The following is a 16390-nucleotide window of genomic DNA, read 5'->3' on the forward strand; positions in this document are numbered from 1 at the left end:
TGTCATCCTTTGAGAGTTTGCTCGAGTACGTGGAGTGCGTGGTTCAGCTCGGTCTGCTTGGCGCGCAGGTCGGTGATCTTGCGCACCGCGTGCAGCACGGTGGTGTGGTCGCGTCCGCCGAACAGGTCGCCGATTTCCGGCAGGCTCTTCTGGGTGAGCTCCTTGGCCAGGTACATGGCGATCTGACGGGGCAGGGCGATGTTTGCGGGCCGACGCTTGGAATACATGTCGGCGACCTTGATTTTATAGAAATCGGCCACCGTCTTCTGGATGTTCTCCACCGTGATCTGGCTGTTGGAGACCGACAGCAGGTCCTTCAGGGCTTCCTTGCAGACTTCGACGGTCAGCACGTCGCGGCCGTGGAAATTGGCGTAGGCGGAGACCTTGCGCAGGGCGCCTTCGAGCTCGCGCACGTTGCTGCGCAGGTGCTTGGCGATGAAGAAGGCGACTTCCTCGGGCATGACGATGCGTTCGGCCTGGGCCTTGCGCAGCAGGATGGCGACGCGCATTTCCAGCTCGGGCGGCTCGATCGCCACGGTCAGGCCCCAGTCGAAGCGCGAGATCAGGCGGTTGTCGATGTTCGACAGTTCCTTGGGGTAGGTGTCCGAGGTGATGATGATCTGCTTGCGCTGGGCCACCATGGCCTCGAAGGCATAGAAGAATTCTTCCTGGGTGCGGTTCTTGCCGGCGAAGAACTGGATGTCGTCGATCAGCAGCAGGTCCAGCGAGTGGTAGTAGCGCTTGAAGTCGTCGAAGGCGCGGCGGTGGTAGGCCTTGACCACGTCGGAGATGTACTGGTCGGCGTGGACGTAGCGCACCCGCGTGCTGGCGCCGCTGGCCAGCAGGGCGTTGCCGATGGCGTGGATCAGGTGGGTCTTGCCCAGGCCGACGCCGCCATACAGGAAGAGCGGGTTGTAGGACACGCCGGGGTTCTCGGCGACCTGCATGGCCGCCGCGCGGGCCAGCTGGTTGGCCTTGCCGATGACGAAGTTATCGAAGGTGAGGTCGCGGTTCAGGCGGGAGTGGTCCTGGATGGATTCCTCGGTGGCGGCCTGGACGGGGGCGGCCTGGGGCGCCGGGCTCACGGCCGGCGCGGCCGCGACGGCGTCCGCGGCCCGCACCGGGGCGGAGGGCGGCGGCGCGGGGCGGGCCGCCGCGGGCGCAGGCCGGCCGGCGGGGACGGACAGCTCGAACTGGACCTGCACCGCCTGGGAATACCAGTCGGACGCCATCGACTCCAGGCGGGTGGAGAAGTTCTTGCGGACCCAGTCGAGCTTGAAGCGGTTGGGCGCGCCGATCCTCAGGATCGCGAGTTCCTCGTCGTAGTCGAGGGGCACCAGGGGGCGGATCCAGGCGTTGATCTGCTGGGGGGGGAGCTCCTGTTCCAGTCTCTGGACGCAGGCCTGCCAGAATTCATTCATAGGGGTCATCTTGCCAAACCTCGATTCTACCCTTTCCCGCCCAAAGTTATCCACAGCCCGACCGTGCCGCGCGGGCCCGGCGGGCGCCTGGATGCGTCCAAGTGATTGACACAAATTCAAAAATTTGATGAAATGATGGGCTTTTCGATGCCGTGGGCAAATTGTGCCTGTCGGCTTTGTCCCGGAGTGATGCCGGGACCTCGTCCCGGGGATTGTCCCGGACCATTTGCCCCGAGCTCTTTTGGATCCACCATGAAACGCACTTTCCAGCCTTCCGTTACCCGTCGCAAGCGCACCCATGGGTTTCGCGTGCGCATGAAGACCCGCGCCGGCCGTGCCGTCCTGAGCGCCCGCCGCGCCAAGGGCCGCAAGCGCCTGGCCGTCTGATTTTCCTTGCGGGCCGCGCCGCGCCCGGCCAGGCCCCGGAACGATCGCCATGCCACCCGCTTTTCCTCCGGCGGCCCGGCTGCATCGCCCCTCGGAATACGCGGCTGCCCTGAAAGGGCGGCGTATCGCCCGAGGGGCTTTGTTCGTGGTGTCCGGCCCGCGCGGTCCGGCCGAAGGCCCGGCCCGGCTGGGCCTGGTGGTGCCCAAGCGCCACGCCCCCCTGGCGGTGACCCGCAACGCCATCAAGCGGGTCCTGCGCGAGGCCTTCCGCCTGCGCCGGGACGCGCTGCCCGACGGGGACCTGGTGTTCCGCCTGGTGAACCGTCCGCCCGCCGCCAGCCTGAGCGCCCTGAAGCGCCAGGTCCGGGCCGAGGCCGACGCCCTGCTGGCGAGGATCGCGCCATGATGCGCGCGCTGTTCATCGCCCCGATCCGCTTCTACCGGTACTTCCTCAGTCCCTGGGTGGGCCAGCAGTGCCGCTTCACCCCGACGTGCTCGGCCTACGCCATCGAGGCGATCGAGACCCACGGGGTGGCGAAGGGGCTGTGGCTGGGCACGCGGCGCATCGCCCGCTGCCATCCCTGGTGCCAGGGCGGCCACGATCCGGTCCCGCCCGCGCGTCCGGTCCGGCCGGTGCGCGGCACGGACCGCCGGTGAGCCGGTCCGGCGGCCCGCTTCCTGCCGGGCGGGAGGCGGCGCATCGGGCCCGGGCCCGCTTAGGGCCGCAGTCAGGATTGCTACGTTAAACTGATGAGCTTTTGCTCCGAACCCATACGATACGAATACACAGGCGCCAATGGACATTCGACGCACCATCCTCTGGATGATCTTTTCCTTCTCGCTGCTGCTGCTGTGGAACAACTGGCAGGTCTACCAGGGCCAGCCGTCGCTGTTTTCCCTGACGCCGCCCGCCGAGCAGTCCAAGACCGCCAAATCCGGGGACGGCAAGGCCGCCGGCCAGCCAGCCGGCGTACCCACGGCCGCCGCGCCGGCCCAGCCCGGGACGCCCGCGACGGTGCCCGGTTCGGCCGCCGAGCCCCAGGGGCGGAAGGTCCATCTCAAGACCGACGTCTACGACCTGACCTTCGACACCACCGGCGCCCAGCTGGTGCAGGCCCAGTTGCTGCACTACAAGTCGCTGGACGGCGACGGCGGCCCGATGTACCTGCTGAACGACCAGCCGGGCGACACGTACGTCGCCCAGACCGGCGTGGTCGGCGCCCCGCAGGGCAGCGGCTACCCGACCCACCTGACGCCCTTCTCGCTGGTGACGCCGGAGCCCGTCGCCAAGGGCGACAGCGTGGAAATCGCCTTCGAGGCCACCGCCGGCCAGGTGAAGGTGGTCAAGACCTTCATCGTGCCGCGCAACGGCTACGACATCCGCGTGCGCCACGACATCACCAACCTGGGCGACCAGCCGATCGATCCTTCGCTGTACCTGCAGCTCACGCGCGACGGCAACGATCCGCCGAACACTTCGGGCTTCTACAGCACCTTCACCGGCGCGGCGGTGTATTCGTCGGAAGACAAGTTCCAGAAGGTGAAGTTCGACGAGATCGCCAAGGGCAAGGCTAGCTACATTCAGCAGGCCGACAACGGCTGGATCGGCATCGTGCAGCATTACTTCGCCAGCGCCTGGGTGCCGCCCCAGGGCACGGTGCGCACCAACCAGGCGCTGCGCCTGGCGGACAACCTCTACGCCATCCGCACCATCGAGCAGGTCGGCGCCATCGCCCCGGGCGCCCAGCGCTCGGTCGAGGCCAACCTGTGGGTCGGCCCGCAGGACCAGCAGGCGATGAGCGCGGTGGCGCCGGGCCTGGAGCTGGTGGTGGACTACGGCTGGGTGACCATCATCGCCAAGCCCATGTTCAAGTTCATGACCTGGCTGCACTCGCTGCTGGGCAACTGGGGCTGGACCATCGTGGTGCTGACGCTGCTGATCAAGGCCGTGTTCTACCCGCTGTCGGCCGCCAGCTACCGCTCGATGGCGAAGATGAAGCTGGTCGCCCCGCGCATGCAGCACCTGAAGGAAAAGTTCGGCGACGACAAGGCCAAGCTGAACGCCGCCATGATGGAGATGTACCGCACGGAGAAGATCAATCCGCTGGGCGGCTGCCTGCCGATGGTGGTGCAGATCCCCGTGTTCATCGCGCTGTACTGGGTGCTGCTGGGCAGCGTGGAGATGCGCGGCGCGCCCTGGATCCTGTGGGTCCACGACCTGTCGGTGCGCGATCCCTGGTTCATCCTGCCGGCGATCATGATGGCGACGATGTTCCTGCAGATCAAGCTGAACCCGACGCCGCCCGATCCGACCCAGGCCAAGATCATGATGATCATGCCGCTGGTGTTCGGCGGGATGATGTTCATGTTCCCGGCCGGCCTGGTGCTGTACTGGTGCGTGAACAATATCGTGTCCATCATCCAGCAGCGCATCATCATGGTGCGGCTGGACCGGGAAAAGGCGGCTTCGGCATCGAGCTGATGCTAGACTGCGTTTTGCCTTCTGAACGGTGCTCTTCGGGGCACCGTTTTTGTTTTGAAGAGACCGATATCCGCTTCCGGTGATCGCATGAGTGCCTTTTCCACCGACCCCATCATCGCCATCGCCACCGCGCCCGGCCGGGGCGGGATCGGCGTGCTGCGCCTTTCAGGCCCCGACCTGGCGGCTTATGCCCGGCGCCTGTTCGGGCGGGTCCTGCGGCCCCGCCATGCCCATTACCTGCCGTTCAAGGATCGGCACGGCGAGACCATGGACGAAGGGCTGGCGCTGTTCTTCCCCGGCCCGCATTCCTATACCGGCGAGGACGTGCTGGAATTGCAGGGCCACGGCGGCCCCGCCGTGCTGCGGCGGGTGCTGGAGGACTGCCTGGCGCGCGGCGCGGACATCGGCCTGCGTCTGGCGCAGCCGGGCGAGTTCACCCAGCGCGCCTTCCTGAACGACCGCCTGGACCTGGCCCAGGCCGAAGCCGTGGCGGACCTGATCGAGGCCAGCTCCGCCGCCGCGGCGCGCAGCGCCATGGCGTCCCTGTCGGGCGCCTTTTCCGCCGAGATCGACGCCCTGAGCGAGCGCATCGTGCAGCTGCGCATGCTGGTCGAGGCGACCCTGGATTTCCCCGAAGAGGAAATCGACTTCCTGGAAAAATACCAGGCCGCCGAGCGCCTGAGCGGCGTCACCGCCGCGCTGGACGGCGTCCTGCGCACCGCCCGCCAGGGCCTGGTGCTGCGCGAAGGCCTGCACGTGGTGCTGGCGGGCCAGCCCAACGTCGGCAAGTCCAGCCTGCTGAACGCCCTGGCGGGCGAGGACGTCGCCATCGTCACTCCCATCGCCGGCACCACGCGCGACCGCGTGGTGCAGCAGATCCACATCGACGGCATCCCCCTGCACATCGTGGACACCGCCGGCCTGCGCGAGACCGAGGACACGGTCGAGCGCATCGGCATCGAGCGCAGCTGGGCCGAGATCGCCCGCGCCCAGGTGATCCTGCACCTGCAGGACGCCCGCCATCCGGACGATCCGCTGGACGCGGAGATCGTGCGGCGGCTGCCGGCGGGGGTGCCGGTGCTGCGGGTGTGGAACAAGGCGGATCTGCTTGCGCGGGAGACGGGATTCGTGGGTGAGGCGGAACATGGCGTCGTCCCCGCGGGCGGCAATGCCGTGCCTGGCGAATCCGGGCGGCATGCGGGCCGCGAGAAGGGCTCCTCCCCATCGAGTGATGTCGTGGCTGTGGAACGGGGCGATGCCCCGCTGCTGATCTCCGCCCACACCGGCGCGGGCCTGGATGCGCTGCGCGCCCGGCTGCTGGCCATCGCCGGCTGGACGCCGGGGATGGAGTCCCCCTGGCTGGCGCGCGAGCGGCACGTGCGCGCGCTGGAGGCGGCGCGCGAACATCTGCAGGCGGCTGCCGTGCATGCCGCGCACAGCGATCAGGTGCTGGACCTGTTCGCCGAGGAACTGCGCCTGGCGCACGAGGCGCTGTGCGGGATCACGGGGGAATTCACCAGCGATGATCTGCTGGGGGAGATTTTTTCGCGGTTTTGTATCGGGAAGTGATTTTGGGTCCAGGGATGTCCACTGAAGTCTGCTGATGTGCCTGTAACCCGCATAAATAAAGGGATTTTTGTCTACTGAGTGATTTGGTGATACAGTCGAAGCCATTCGTTTTTATGTCCAAGTTTGACTCCAAGTAGGTAGGATATTGTCTCTCATCCTTCTACTTGGACATACGGAGGATGAGATGGCACTGACAGACACTGCGCTCAAGGCACTCAAACCCAGCGACAAGACCTACACGGTCACCGACGACCGGGGACTGTATGTGGAGGTCTTCCCGACCGGAGGCGTCGTCTGGCGTTACCGCTACCGCCTGAATGGCAAGTACGAGAAGCTGACGCTGGGCAAATATCCCGCGCTGACGCTGAAGAACGCTCGCCTGAAACGGGATGAGGCGGCCCAGCAAGTAGCAATGGGTGAATCGCCGGCAAAGAAGAAGCAGCAAGCCAAAGTGGCCGGCGCAGAAGACGCCACCTTGGCCGAGTTCTCCGAGCGCTTCTTCAAAGAAATCCAGTCACGCGACCGCAAGAACGTGACCATGCCGCGCCGCTACCTGGAAAAGGACATCCTGCCGCACATTGGCAGCAAGCCGGTTCGGGACATTACCGCTGAGGACGTGCGCGGCGTCATCTGGCGCAAGAAGGAACAAGGCTTCGATGCCGCCGCCGGCCAGGTACGCGGCCTGCTCAAGCGCATGTTCGACTACGCGCTGACCTGCGGTCTGATCCAGGCTAACCCGGTCATGGCCTTGCCGATGCGGCACGTCTACCGCGCCGCCGCCCGCGACCGGGCACTGACGCCGGACGAAATCCGGCAGTTCCTGCGCGCCATGCAGGCTTCCAACATCCGTCGCCAGTTCAAGATCGCCTTCCAACTGATTCTGATGACCCTGGTGCGCAAGTCCGAACTGATGCTGGCGCAATGGAAGGACGTGCATATGGACGAAGGTGAATGGCACATTCCGGTCGAGAACTCCAAGACCGGCAAGCCGCACATCGTCTACCTGTCCACTCAGGCGCAGACGCTGTTCAAGGAGCTCAAGCCGCTGGCCAGCAGCAGCGACTGGGTATTGCCCGGCCGTGGCACCCTGGCCAAGCCTTTCGCCAACAATGCACTGAACCAGGCGCTGAAGGTGTCATTGCAGGGACAGGAGATCCCTGCCTTCACCATTCACGACCTGCGGCGGACTGCTTCAACTCTGCTGCATGAGCAGGGCTGGCCTTCGGATGTAGTGGAAAAGGCGCTGAACCACACCATCGGCGGCGTGCGCGGTGTCTACAACCGGGCGGAATACGCCGAGCAGCGACGGGAAATGCTGCAGGCGTGGGCGGACTACATCGACGGGTTGGCACCGTCGACCAATTTGGTGGTGTGAGTCCGACTGGGGCGCTGGTGGCCTTTTCCCTTTTTGGGTAGGGCCGTTGACCCTTGATTACCCTTCCCTTGCCCTTGCCCTTGCCCTTGCCTTTTCCCTTGTGGCAGGCATTTAAGATCGACGATGATTATCAGACACTGATACAATTTTGAATCAACGTGTCATTGGATTTGCGATCATGAAGCGCTGCATTGTGGGTATCCGACAGCCAGAAGGCTCGCCACCAAAGGGAAGCGAAACGCCCAGCATTTGGTTTCCATCCCTGGCATCACTGGCAGCGGTGCTGTCGGACGACAATCGCCGCCTGCTGCGCCTGATCCACGACAAACAACCCAAGTCTCTGACCGAACTGGCCGAACTCAGCGGCCGCAAGGTGCCGAACCTGTCGCGCACTCTGCGGATGATGGCGGATTACGGCCTGGTTTCGCTACAGCGCAATGTTCGGGATGTTCAGCCGACAGCGCTGGCGACTGAGTTTCTGGTGGTGCTGGATTGATGGCTACGAATAAGAGAGGGAATGCAATGGCACGGATGTGGATGGTGCGAGGCGAAGCCGGCAGCTTGTATGACGCCTTTCGAGAACGAGGCGTAGCTGCCGTGGGCTGGAATCAATTGGCAGCCCATGCCAGACCCGGTGTCGGGCGCAAGCAGCTAATCGCCCTGTACCAATCTGCCGAGCCCCAAACAAAACAAGGCACGGTGGTATCGGGCGCATCCCAGGTCTGGCGCTTCGTCAACGACATTCAGGATGGTGATTGGATCGTCACCTATTCGCCAGCCAATCGCTTGTACTCGATCGGCAAGGTCACGGGGCCAGCCGAACACCACCCTGAGTGGGCCGAACAAGGCATGCCACTGGCGCGCAAGGTACAGTGGCAAACGCAGGAATTGCCACGCGACAGCTTGGGCACCAGCACAAAGAACAGCCTGGGTTCGACCCTGACCCTGTTCGAGGTGCCGTCCAGCGCGGCAGCCGAAGTGCTGGCGGCGCTGAAGGGTAAACCAGCTCCAGCCGTGGAAGATGAAGCCGTGGAAGTCATCGCTGATCCACTGGCCGACATCGAGTCCCAGGCGCTGGAGCGCATCAAGGACCGGGTCAACGAACTCGACTGGGACGACATGCAGCAACTGGTCGCCGGCATCCTGCGAGCCATGGGCTACAAGACCCAGGTTTCGCCCCCGGGAGCAGATCGGGGCAAGGACATCGTCGCCTCGCCAGACGGCTTTGGCTTCGAACATCCACGCATCGTCGTGGAGGTCAAGCACCGCAAGGGGCAGATGGGCAGTCAGGAAATCCGTAGTTTCCTCGGCGGTCGTCACAAGGATGATCGTGGGCTATATGTCAGCACTGGTGGCTTCACCAAGGATGCGCAGTACGAAGCGGACCGGGCATCCATTCCGCTGGCCATGTGGACGTTGGATCATGTGGTGCGCGCCCTGATCGAGCACTACGACGCCACTGATGCCGAAACCAAACGAATCGTGCCGCTGAAGCGGCTGTACTGGCCTGCCTGATGCCATAGGGATAACAAGTGACGTCTACTGAAAAACTGATTGAACGCTTTATCGCCACATTAGTCGTCCCTGAAAAATTCATTTGTCCTGTTTCAGGCCGAATTTCCGGCGATCCGAGGCCACGGATTTCGATAGGGCAGGCAGCCCACCGGATCAACCCAATCGCCTCTTGAGCCCATCATGGGCATCAGGCGTTGAATCTGACGACCAATCCACGCAATAAATCGGCACAAAAATAAAGGGCCGATGCCCTTGCGGGCAATCATGCGCAGCAGCCACTTGATATTGAAGCCTGCCGCGCACAACACCGCATGGATCGCATCACCCGTTTGGCCTTTCAAATGACAGCGATTCATTCCATGATCGCTTTTCAGATGCCCAATGACCGGCTCCACCGCCTGGCGCCGTTTAAGCATTCGGCGCTCCTGGTCGGTGAGACGTTTGAATTTGCCTCGGTGTTTAAGGCTATATTCCGGGATCTCGGCATCAACGCCTCGATAGCCCAGATCCGTGTAGACGGTCTGCGGAGCCACGTCCACCGCCTCCATCAGGATGCGGGACTGCTCCAACTGCTCGGCCAGTGTGTGGCCATCGTACGGATTGCCAGGGAAGCTGCGTGCTCCCACGATCAGATTCCCCTTCAAGGTGGTGACAATGCCCACCTTCACTCCAAACTCATAGGGCGTACGGGCCTTGCCCTTGCTGATGCACTCCACCTCATCGGCGTGCCAGCTGTAGACCTTGTCTTTTCCCTTCACCTTCGCGCCCCGACGGCTCTGAGCCGCGATCTTATGTGCGCGAGCCAATAACGGGTCCAAGGCGTCCTGGATGCTCTGCGCCAGCACTGTCTTGTTGCGCTCAATGTCACGCGCCAGACGGCCCAGAATCGTGCGCTGGCGCTTGATCGTCTTATGCATGCGCCGATACTGCTTGGCATGCGCATAGCGGCCCGCTTTCCTGGCCAGCTCCCGGCCTTCCTTGGCGTAGCTCTGCTTTAACGCAATGCCGTGCGCCTTGGCCGCGCAGGCGATCTTCTGGCGCGCCACCTCCAGCAAACGGCTGTCGGTGGGATGCGCCACCGCCTTGGCTTGCACGGTGCTGTCCACTATCACCGACTGCATCGCCGTGCGCTCGATCAGCCCCAGCTTGATGGCCACCACCAAAGTCTGCACCAGCAGCTCTTCGACGCCTTCCTCACCCAACAGCCCCCGGAATCGGCTGATGGCGCTGGGATCGCACGGCAGGCGATTCTCGAAATACTCCTGCCCCGAAAAATACTGCCAGGTGGGTGCATCGCTCCAGCGTTCGCAGACGCCTTCATCGCTCTCGTTGAAGGTGTGCTTCAGATACAGCAGCGAAATCATCAGCCGCATCGGCAGCCGGGGACGCCCCGCGTTTGAATGGCCGGCCCCTACCACGGCCATCGTCGGGCCAAACAGATCAATATCCTCAACCTGCCGGCCGGTGCGCACCTGACGCGCAAAACGGTGTGCGACAGCCGCCTCCAGTTCCTGCCAAGGAATATGCGTGGCAAGCACCGCCAGGGGTTTACGCAGATCAATCATCTGGTCCAGGCGGCTGCGGAAAAAATCGTCAATCTGGCTCATGCGGTTTCGGGGCAATCTCCCAGAAAATGAGCCCCAGCGGGCTGTTTTTGGGGGATTTGATAGTCTGGAGTGGCTTTATTTTACAATAAAATCAATGAGTTATTTATAATTCAGGGCCGATTACATAACTGATTGATATTCCAGAGTTTTGTGAGGATAATTTGCCCATAGATCGAAGCCCTCCAGCAGCCACTCCAGCTCCTTGGGCGTGAGCGTTACAGTGGGGCCAGAGCCCGGCGCCGGCCACGCAAAACGTGCTTTCTCCAGCCGCTTTTGCCATAGGCAAAAGCCGTTTCGATGCCAGTAAAGAATCTTCATCCGGCTGCGTTGCCGATTGGCGAACACGAACAGCGCATCGCCAAACAGGTTCAGCTCCAGTTCGCTTTCCACCAGCGCCGCCAAGCCGTCGATCTGCTTTCTGAAGTCCACGGGCAGGCAGCACAGGTAGACTTGCCCGATTGAAGCGCCCGGGTGCATCAGCGCGCCTGCCCTTGCAGCGCCTGACTGACCTGGGCCAGCCACTGTGGGCTGGGCAGCCCGGGTAGCTCCAGGCGCAGGTCGCAGCCCAGCGACAGGATATAGCGGTTGACCGGGACGCTGCCGGCGTCCATGCTCACAGGCACGAACAACCGTGCGGCCGTGGCATTCGCGCTCTGGGTCGGCAACTGCGGCCCATGGCACTGAGCCTTCAGACGTCGGCGCCAATAATACAGGCTGCAGACGGCAATACCCTCACGTTGGGCGTAAGCCTTGGTGCCGATCCCTTCGCGGGTGATCGACTCCAGATGAGATTCCCAGTAAGCCTGATCCCTTTCCTTTCCATCTGACATTCTCGATTCTCCGGTATTTGTTGTCAGGCGACATGACAAACTGACCCCCTGGCGACATGGAGAACTGACCCCTTCATGATCACATCAGGAGGGATCATCCATGCAAGAAGCCGAGTACAACCAACCCCTTGTTCAGTCACGGGGGGAACCGATGCAAAGCCCAGAGGATGTCGTCGCCATCGGTCGGCTCAAGGCCTGCGGCTGGGGAACCAAGCGTATCGCCGCCGAATTGGGGATCAGTAGGAACACCGTCAAGCGCTATCTGCGCCAGGGCGGTTGGGCACCGTACGCAAGCCCGCAGCGCATGCGGGCACTCGACGGCGTGGCGCCGTGGCTGCGCGAGCGCTTCATGGCCCATGCAGGCAACGCCGCTGTCGTGCAGCAGGAGCTGCGCAGCGAGCATGGCATCACGGTGAGCTTACGCACGGTGGAGCGGGCCTGTGCCCCGTGGCGCCGGGAGCTGGCCGCCTGCGCTCAGGCCACCGTGCGCTTCGAGACGCCGCCGGGCCAGCAGATGCAGATCGACTTTGGCAGCCGTAAGGCCCAGATCGCTGGTGCGGAAGTCGGCGTGCAGCTATTTGTTGCGACGCTGGGCCACAGCCGTCGCATCTTTGTGCAGGCCTTCCCGCACCAGCACCAGTCGGCCTGGTTTGCTGGGATCGAGGCGGCGCTGCAGCACTTTGGGGGTGTTCCCCGCCAGGTCCTGGTCGATAACGCGCGGGCGCTAGTCGAGCACCACGACGCGGCCAGCCGCGAGGTGGTCTTCAATGACCGGTTCCGCGCGCTGGCGCATCACTGGGGGTTCCGGCCCGTGGCCTGCGCCCCCTATCGGCCGCGCACTAAGGGCAAGGACGAGAGGAGCGTGGGCTACGTCAAGCGCAACGCCATGGCGGGCCACACCTTCGAGTCCTGGGCGCACCTGCAAGCCCACTTGGACTGGTGGATGCGCGAGGTGGCCGATCAGCGGGTGCACGGCACCACGGGCGAGATCCCCGCAGAGCGCTTCCGTCTCGAGCGCCTGCACCTGATGCCGCTGGCGGATCGGCCGCCCTTCGAGCAGACGCGCAGTCTGTCGCGACGCGTCGCGCGCGACGCCACCGTCGAGGTCGACACCAATCGCTACAGCGTGCCGTGGCGCCTGGCGGGGCGCCTGGTACAGGTTCATATCGCGGGCTGCGAGCTGCGCGTGCTCGATGACGGGCGCGAGGTCGCTTGCCACCCCGAGCTTGCCGGGCGGCGCCAGACGCGCTGCCTGCCCGAGCACCTGCAGGGCATCGTTGGCTACCGAGCCCCGGGGCAGCCCTCAAGGTCCACGGCACCCGGCGATCAGGTGCAGGGACCCATTCCCGTCGTGCCACAGGCACTGCTGCAGCGCGACCTCTCGGTCTACGAGGCGATCACCGGCGGAGGCTGGCAATGATCATCCAGGATCCAGACCGGCTCGACGCCATGCTTGGGCGCCTGAAGCTCACGGCGATCCGCGAACGGCTCGATACCCTGCTCGATGAGGCGGCGCGCCAGGAGCTGAGCCTGCGCGAGGCGCTTGCCTACCTGTGCGCGCAGGAGGTGGCCCGCAAGGAGGACCGCCGCATCCAGATGGGGCTGTCGATTGCCCGCTTCCCGTTCGTGCGCACCCTGGACGGGTTCGACTTCAGTGCCCAGCCCGCTGTAGACCCCGCGCAGATCAGGGAGCTTGCCTGCGGGCGGTGGATTGCCAACGGCGATGCGCTGCTGCTGCTTGGGCCGCCCGGGGTGGGCAAGAGCCACCTGGCCGTCGCCCTGGGGCGTGAAGCCGTTCGGGCGGGCTACTCGACGCTGTTCACCACGGCCACGGCGCTGATCACGCAACTGGTGAGTGCACATGCCGCGGGCAGCCTGGAGGAACGCCTGCGTCACTTCGCCAAGCCCAAGCTGCTGATCATCGATGAGCTGGGCTACCTGCCCCTGGAGCCGGGGGCGGCAAACCTGTTCTTCCAGCTTGTCTCGCGGCGCTATGAACGGGGCAGCCTGCTGGTGACCAGCAACCGCGCCGTGAGCGAATGGGGCGAGGTCTTCGGCGACGCCGTGGTGGCTACCGCCATCCTCGATCGGTTGCTGCATCACAGCCATGTCCTCACCATCCGGGGCGACAGCTACCGGCTGCGTACAAAGCGTAAGGCAGGGCTCATCAAACCCAGTTCTGCTGCCATCGGGCAGCCGTTCGTTCAACCGTAGGGGGGGTCAGTTTTAGGTGTCGCCAGGGGGTCAATTCCTGGTGTCGCTTGACATTTGTTCAACACCGATACGATGCCGGAAGGCCCGAGAGCGAACAATTATGGAGGAGATGGAGCGCTTACGGCAAGCAGATGGCAAGCATCGCCTGATAGCAGTGGATAAAGGCCGATGGTATGGCGTCCCGCCAGGTGATCGAAAAGGACTTGATCGGTCAACGGCAACAGTTGCCGCTGCTGGCAGTCACCGCATTTGATGCGAGGTTTTTCGCAGACACCGGGGCGCCACTCGTTGGCACAGGCAGGCGCATAACCGCTCTTGCCCGCTTTGCTTTCCCAACGGACTGGATAAACGTCGGTGCGGCCCCGGAACAACCGGCCAAAGAGCGCGACTTTTTCGTCAGTGCTCAACGATAAGGTTGCCGAAGGCTTAGAGAGCGGCGCAGGCGATTGCCAAGCAATACCGTGCGCTTCGAGCAGGCCGACCAAACGTACGTTCTCGGCACGAAGGCGGGCGAGTTCGTCGTCGCGGCCAGTCATCGCCTATGCATCATCCTGACCACAAGCCCGCTTCGGTCAGGCGACGCAGCAGCGCCGCCCGCTTGGCATGAGGGACAAGGAAGCGCCGCAACTGGCGCTCGAAAGCGTCCGGCCCGGCAACCAAGGCATACCCTTCGGTGAGCACTTTCAGCAGACTGACCGTTTTTTCATAGCCGGATGCACTTCCACGGGATGCCTGTGCGCTCGCTGCTTGCCAGTATTTGTCCGGCGTGTCCATGATGCGGCGTAATTCGGCCTCGCGCTTTTGGCGACGTTCCGCCTCGCGCTTTGCATGCACCTCGGCTTCGCGAGTCCGCCTGCGCTCACCCGCCGATTTCGCCAGCTCACGCAGCTCTGCCACTCTGCGTCGCGGAACACCCGAAGATGTCGGGCGCTGTGCCTTGAGCCAAGCAGCATAGTGAGACTTCACCCGACGTTCCGCCTCCTGGCCCCGGCCCAATGCAATTGTCTTGAGCACATCCTGCATATCCGTTGTCTGCCAGGTGTCCAGCCAAGTGGAAATTGGTAGCGTTTCATCATGCAGCGCCGTGGCTGCGGCACTGGCCATGCTGGCGGCTTCAAGCAGATCCAGATCAATTTCCAGAAATTCGACCAAGGCTTGCTGCGCTGGTGAGAGGGCTGTCAGTCCAGCAGGCACTTCTGGCTCCAGCACGTCATCGTGCAAGGCATCGCCAGCCGCCAACCAGCCCAGGTACAGAGGCCGCAAGTCGCCGCGCATCAACTCATCGCGCAAGGGAACCAAGCGACGCATCCAGCCGCTGCCATCGTCTTCGGAAAAGCGGTCATAGTCTTCGCTTTCCGCCAACGTCCAACTGAATATCCAGTGCGCATCGGTAGTGTCAATCGACAATACAGCAGAGCGGATGAAAGCATTCAGCTCGGCCTTTCGGAAAACGACTTTCGGCAGTCGCAACGACAAATGGCAACTGCACCAATTGGCTGAATAAACAAAGGCATCGAAATAGCGCCGCATCCAATCAGCAGGATCGGCCTTGAGGTCGCCCCATTCATAGTGATTGGTAAAACCGCTGGGGCTAATGATCGCCCGGGTAGAAACAGCGCGCAGCTCGGCCATTTCGGTGCGGGTCAAGGGCTTGTCGATCGCCGCGAACTCGTAGTACTGGTATTCACTCATAGTAAGGATGTCTTGTTGACTCTATTCTCTGTATCGCGTGATCAGTGTGCTTGCGTCCAGCCTCAGCGCAAGTCTCGCACTCAAAGACCAAAGTCCTCGCGCAAGCGCCCTATCTGGTGCATCTTCTCATGCAGAATGGTCACGATACCGATATCGCCGTTCGAGAGACGGCGCCAATAGACAAAGTGCCGCTCATAACGGAAGAAATAGCCATCTATACCGAATTCAGCCGGAATGGCACGGGACGCCGTCTGGTGTGTGGCAATACCCTCGAACGCATCAAATAAACCCGTGATGTAGCGCTCGGCCTGTTGCGCCCCCCAACGCTCATGCGTATAGCGATAAATGTCGTCCAGCCGCCAGGACGCGGCTTCCTGAACGCGTATCTGTGCCTTGCCCATGACGGCAATCAGACTCGGTTACGCGCGATGACGTCTGCTGCCGTCAAGGGCTGGTATGACGACTCTGGCGCCGCCCAAGCGTGGGTGAGTTCGGCCTTGAGCCGCTCGAAGGCAGCCGCTTCCCTGGTTTCTTTGTCACGACGAATGAGGTCGCGGACATACTCACTAACGTTCTCGTAGTCGCCTTGCTCACCCACATTTGCGGCAACGAATTCGCTCAAAGAGCCACTGAGGCGTACTGTCATGGTCGTGGTGTTCGTGCGGGGCATGATCAGCTCCTTGCAGTCTTGATGTCTTCAATATACTCAATAATGAATACACCAACAAGTCTGAGCGGTGCAGGACTGCGCGGATCATGCAACCAATAGCACATCCATTTCATCAAGCCTGGCAGCAGAGATGATCCGCAATACGCCATGGAGAGACATCAAGAGATACATATCGGCTTTGGGTCCAAGAATAGGTCCAAGCAGGTCAACGTCACATTTAAATACCATTTAAAATCAAAAAGATACGACTCAATAAACCCTTCTGTATCGGGAAGTAGATGGAGGCGGTGCGCCGGATGCCCGCCCCGCCGCGGCCGGCGGCGCTTATTCCTCGATCGTCACTTCCGAGTGCACCACTTCCGGCGCCTTTTCAAAGAACCCGCCGACCAGCCCGCGCCAGGCCTGGAAATCTTCCGACTGGCGGAAATGGACCATGTGGTCGTCCAGCGTTTCCCAGTACACCATCAGCACGTATTGTTCGGGCTTTTCGATGATGTGGTGCAGCTCGACGCGCTTGCAGCCCCGGGCGCGGTGAAAGAGCGGCAGCGCCTTGCGGACGCCGGCCTCGAAGTCGGGCTGGGTGCCGGGTTTCACGGTGATGTGGGCCATTTCGCGGATCATGTCGGGT

At 63.0% G+C, this 16390-nt stretch carries 19 protein-coding genes; 10 read left to right on the top strand and 9 right to left on the bottom strand.

Going from position 1 to position 16390, the window contains the following annotated elements:
• Positions 1 to 2: 2 nt before the first annotated feature.
• Positions 3 to 1421, bottom strand: a complete 1419-nt coding sequence (gene dnaA / locus BN940_RS00885) for a chromosomal replication initiator protein DnaA (protein WP_043679134.1) — start codon at positions 1419 to 1421, stop codon at positions 3 to 5.
• Positions 1422 to 1673: 252 nt separating this feature from the next.
• On the opposite strand from dnaA, the gene rpmH reads away from it, so the two are divergent.
• The 8 genes from rpmH (at position 1674) to BN940_RS00925 (ending at position 8749) form a co-directional block, all read left to right on the top strand.
• A complete protein-coding gene (gene rpmH / locus BN940_RS00890) occupies positions 1674 to 1808 on the top strand; it encodes a 50S ribosomal protein L34 (protein ID WP_043679136.1) in 135 nt (44 codons plus the stop codon).
• A 49-nt stretch (positions 1809 to 1857) separates the two neighbouring features.
• Positions 1858 to 2214 carry a ribonuclease P protein component gene (locus BN940_RS00895; RefSeq protein WP_043679139.1) on the top strand — a complete coding sequence of 119 codons (357 nt, stop codon included), beginning with the start codon at positions 1858 to 1860 and terminating at the stop codon, positions 2212 to 2214.
• Positions 2211 to 2465 (top strand): membrane protein insertion efficiency factor YidD, encoded by a 255-nt coding sequence (gene yidD / locus BN940_RS00900; RefSeq protein WP_043679142.1) that lies wholly within the window; start codon positions 2211 to 2213, stop codon positions 2463 to 2465. Before BN940_RS00895 ends, yidD begins: the two co-directional genes overlap by 4 nt.
• Before the next feature lie 139 nt (positions 2466 to 2604).
• On the top strand, positions 2605 to 4290 hold the full coding sequence (yidC, locus tag BN940_RS00905) for a membrane protein insertase YidC (protein WP_043679144.1): 1686 nt from the start codon (positions 2605 to 2607) through the stop codon (positions 4288 to 4290).
• 87 nt (positions 4291 to 4377) lie between these two features.
• Positions 4378 to 5859, top strand: coding sequence for a tRNA uridine-5-carboxymethylaminomethyl(34) synthesis GTPase MnmE (mnmE, locus tag BN940_RS00910; RefSeq protein ID WP_043679146.1), 1482 nt, complete (start codon positions 4378 to 4380; stop codon positions 5857 to 5859).
• 184 nt (positions 5860 to 6043) lie between these two features.
• On the top strand, positions 6044 to 7234 hold the full coding sequence (locus BN940_RS00915) for a tyrosine-type recombinase/integrase (protein WP_043679149.1): 1191 nt from the start codon (positions 6044 to 6046) through the stop codon (positions 7232 to 7234).
• 178 nt (positions 7235 to 7412) lie between these two features.
• Positions 7413 to 7730, top strand: a complete 318-nt coding sequence (locus tag BN940_RS00920) for an HVO_A0114 family putative DNA-binding protein (protein ID WP_043679151.1) — start codon at positions 7413 to 7415, stop codon at positions 7728 to 7730.
• A 26-nt stretch (positions 7731 to 7756) separates the two neighbouring features.
• Entirely contained in the window at positions 7757 to 8749 is a 993-nt protein-coding gene (locus BN940_RS00925; RefSeq protein WP_043679153.1) for a restriction endonuclease, read from the top strand.
• A 92-nt stretch (positions 8750 to 8841) separates the two neighbouring features.
• Here BN940_RS00925 and BN940_RS00930 read toward each other — a convergent pair whose 3' ends face one another.
• The 3 genes from BN940_RS00930 to tnpA form a co-directional block, all read right to left on the bottom strand.
• The gene (locus tag BN940_RS00930) at positions 8842 to 10356 is read right to left on the bottom strand and encodes an IS5 family transposase (RefSeq protein WP_148304855.1); all 1515 of its coding nucleotides are present in this window, start codon (positions 10354 to 10356) and stop codon (positions 8842 to 8844) included.
• Between the two features lie 120 nt (positions 10357 to 10476).
• Positions 10477 to 10833 (bottom strand): IS66 family insertion sequence element accessory protein TnpB, encoded by a 357-nt coding sequence (gene tnpB, locus BN940_RS00935; RefSeq protein ID WP_043679156.1) that lies wholly within the window; start codon positions 10831 to 10833, stop codon positions 10477 to 10479.
• Positions 10833 to 11186: an IS66 family insertion sequence element accessory protein TnpA gene (tnpA, locus tag BN940_RS20275; RefSeq protein WP_043679159.1), complete on the bottom strand. Its 354-nt coding sequence runs from the start codon at positions 11184 to 11186 to the stop codon at positions 10833 to 10835. Before tnpA ends, tnpB begins: the two co-directional genes overlap by 1 nt.
• 100 nt (positions 11187 to 11286) lie before the next feature.
• On the opposite strand from tnpA, the gene istA reads away from it, so the two are divergent.
• Entirely contained in the window at positions 11287 to 12606 is a 1320-nt protein-coding gene (istA, locus tag BN940_RS00945) for an IS21 family transposase (protein ID WP_084330434.1), read from the top strand.
• Entirely contained in the window at positions 12603 to 13400 is a 798-nt protein-coding gene (istB, locus tag BN940_RS00950) for an IS21-like element helper ATPase IstB (protein ID WP_173424572.1), read from the top strand. The genes istA and istB overlap by 4 nt, the downstream gene beginning before the upstream one ends.
• A 98-nt stretch (positions 13401 to 13498) precedes the next feature.
• On the opposite strand, the gene BN940_RS18155 is transcribed toward istB, so the two are convergent.
• From BN940_RS18155 to BN940_RS00965, 5 genes are all read right to left on the bottom strand, one after another.
• A complete protein-coding gene (locus BN940_RS18155; protein ID WP_198408282.1) occupies positions 13499 to 13936 on the bottom strand; it encodes a TOTE conflict system archaeo-eukaryotic primase domain-containing protein in 438 nt (145 codons plus the stop codon).
• Positions 13937 to 13946: 10 nt separating this feature from the next.
• Positions 13947 to 15092, bottom strand: coding sequence for a hypothetical protein (locus BN940_RS18160; RefSeq protein WP_084330435.1), 1146 nt, complete (start codon positions 15090 to 15092; stop codon positions 13947 to 13949).
• An 80-nt stretch (positions 15093 to 15172) separates the two neighbouring features.
• Positions 15173 to 15493: a type II toxin-antitoxin system RelE/ParE family toxin gene (locus tag BN940_RS00955; protein WP_043679162.1), complete on the bottom strand. Its 321-nt coding sequence runs from the start codon at positions 15491 to 15493 to the stop codon at positions 15173 to 15175.
• An 8-nt stretch (positions 15494 to 15501) separates the two neighbouring features.
• Positions 15502 to 15762 carry a ribbon-helix-helix domain-containing protein gene (locus tag BN940_RS00960; RefSeq protein WP_043679165.1) on the bottom strand — a complete coding sequence of 87 codons (261 nt, stop codon included), beginning with the start codon at positions 15760 to 15762 and terminating at the stop codon, positions 15502 to 15504.
• Positions 15763 to 16086: 324 nt separating this feature from the next.
• Positions 16087 to 16383 carry an antibiotic biosynthesis monooxygenase family protein gene (locus tag BN940_RS00965; RefSeq protein ID WP_043679167.1) on the bottom strand — a complete coding sequence of 99 codons (297 nt, stop codon included), beginning with the start codon at positions 16381 to 16383 and terminating at the stop codon, positions 16087 to 16089.
• Positions 16384 to 16390: the final 7 nt, after the last annotated feature.

This window comes from Castellaniella defragrans 65Phen (assembly GCF_000612685.1).
In the GTDB taxonomy this organism is placed as follows: domain Bacteria; phylum Pseudomonadota; class Gammaproteobacteria; order Burkholderiales; family Burkholderiaceae_B; genus Castellaniella; species Castellaniella defragrans.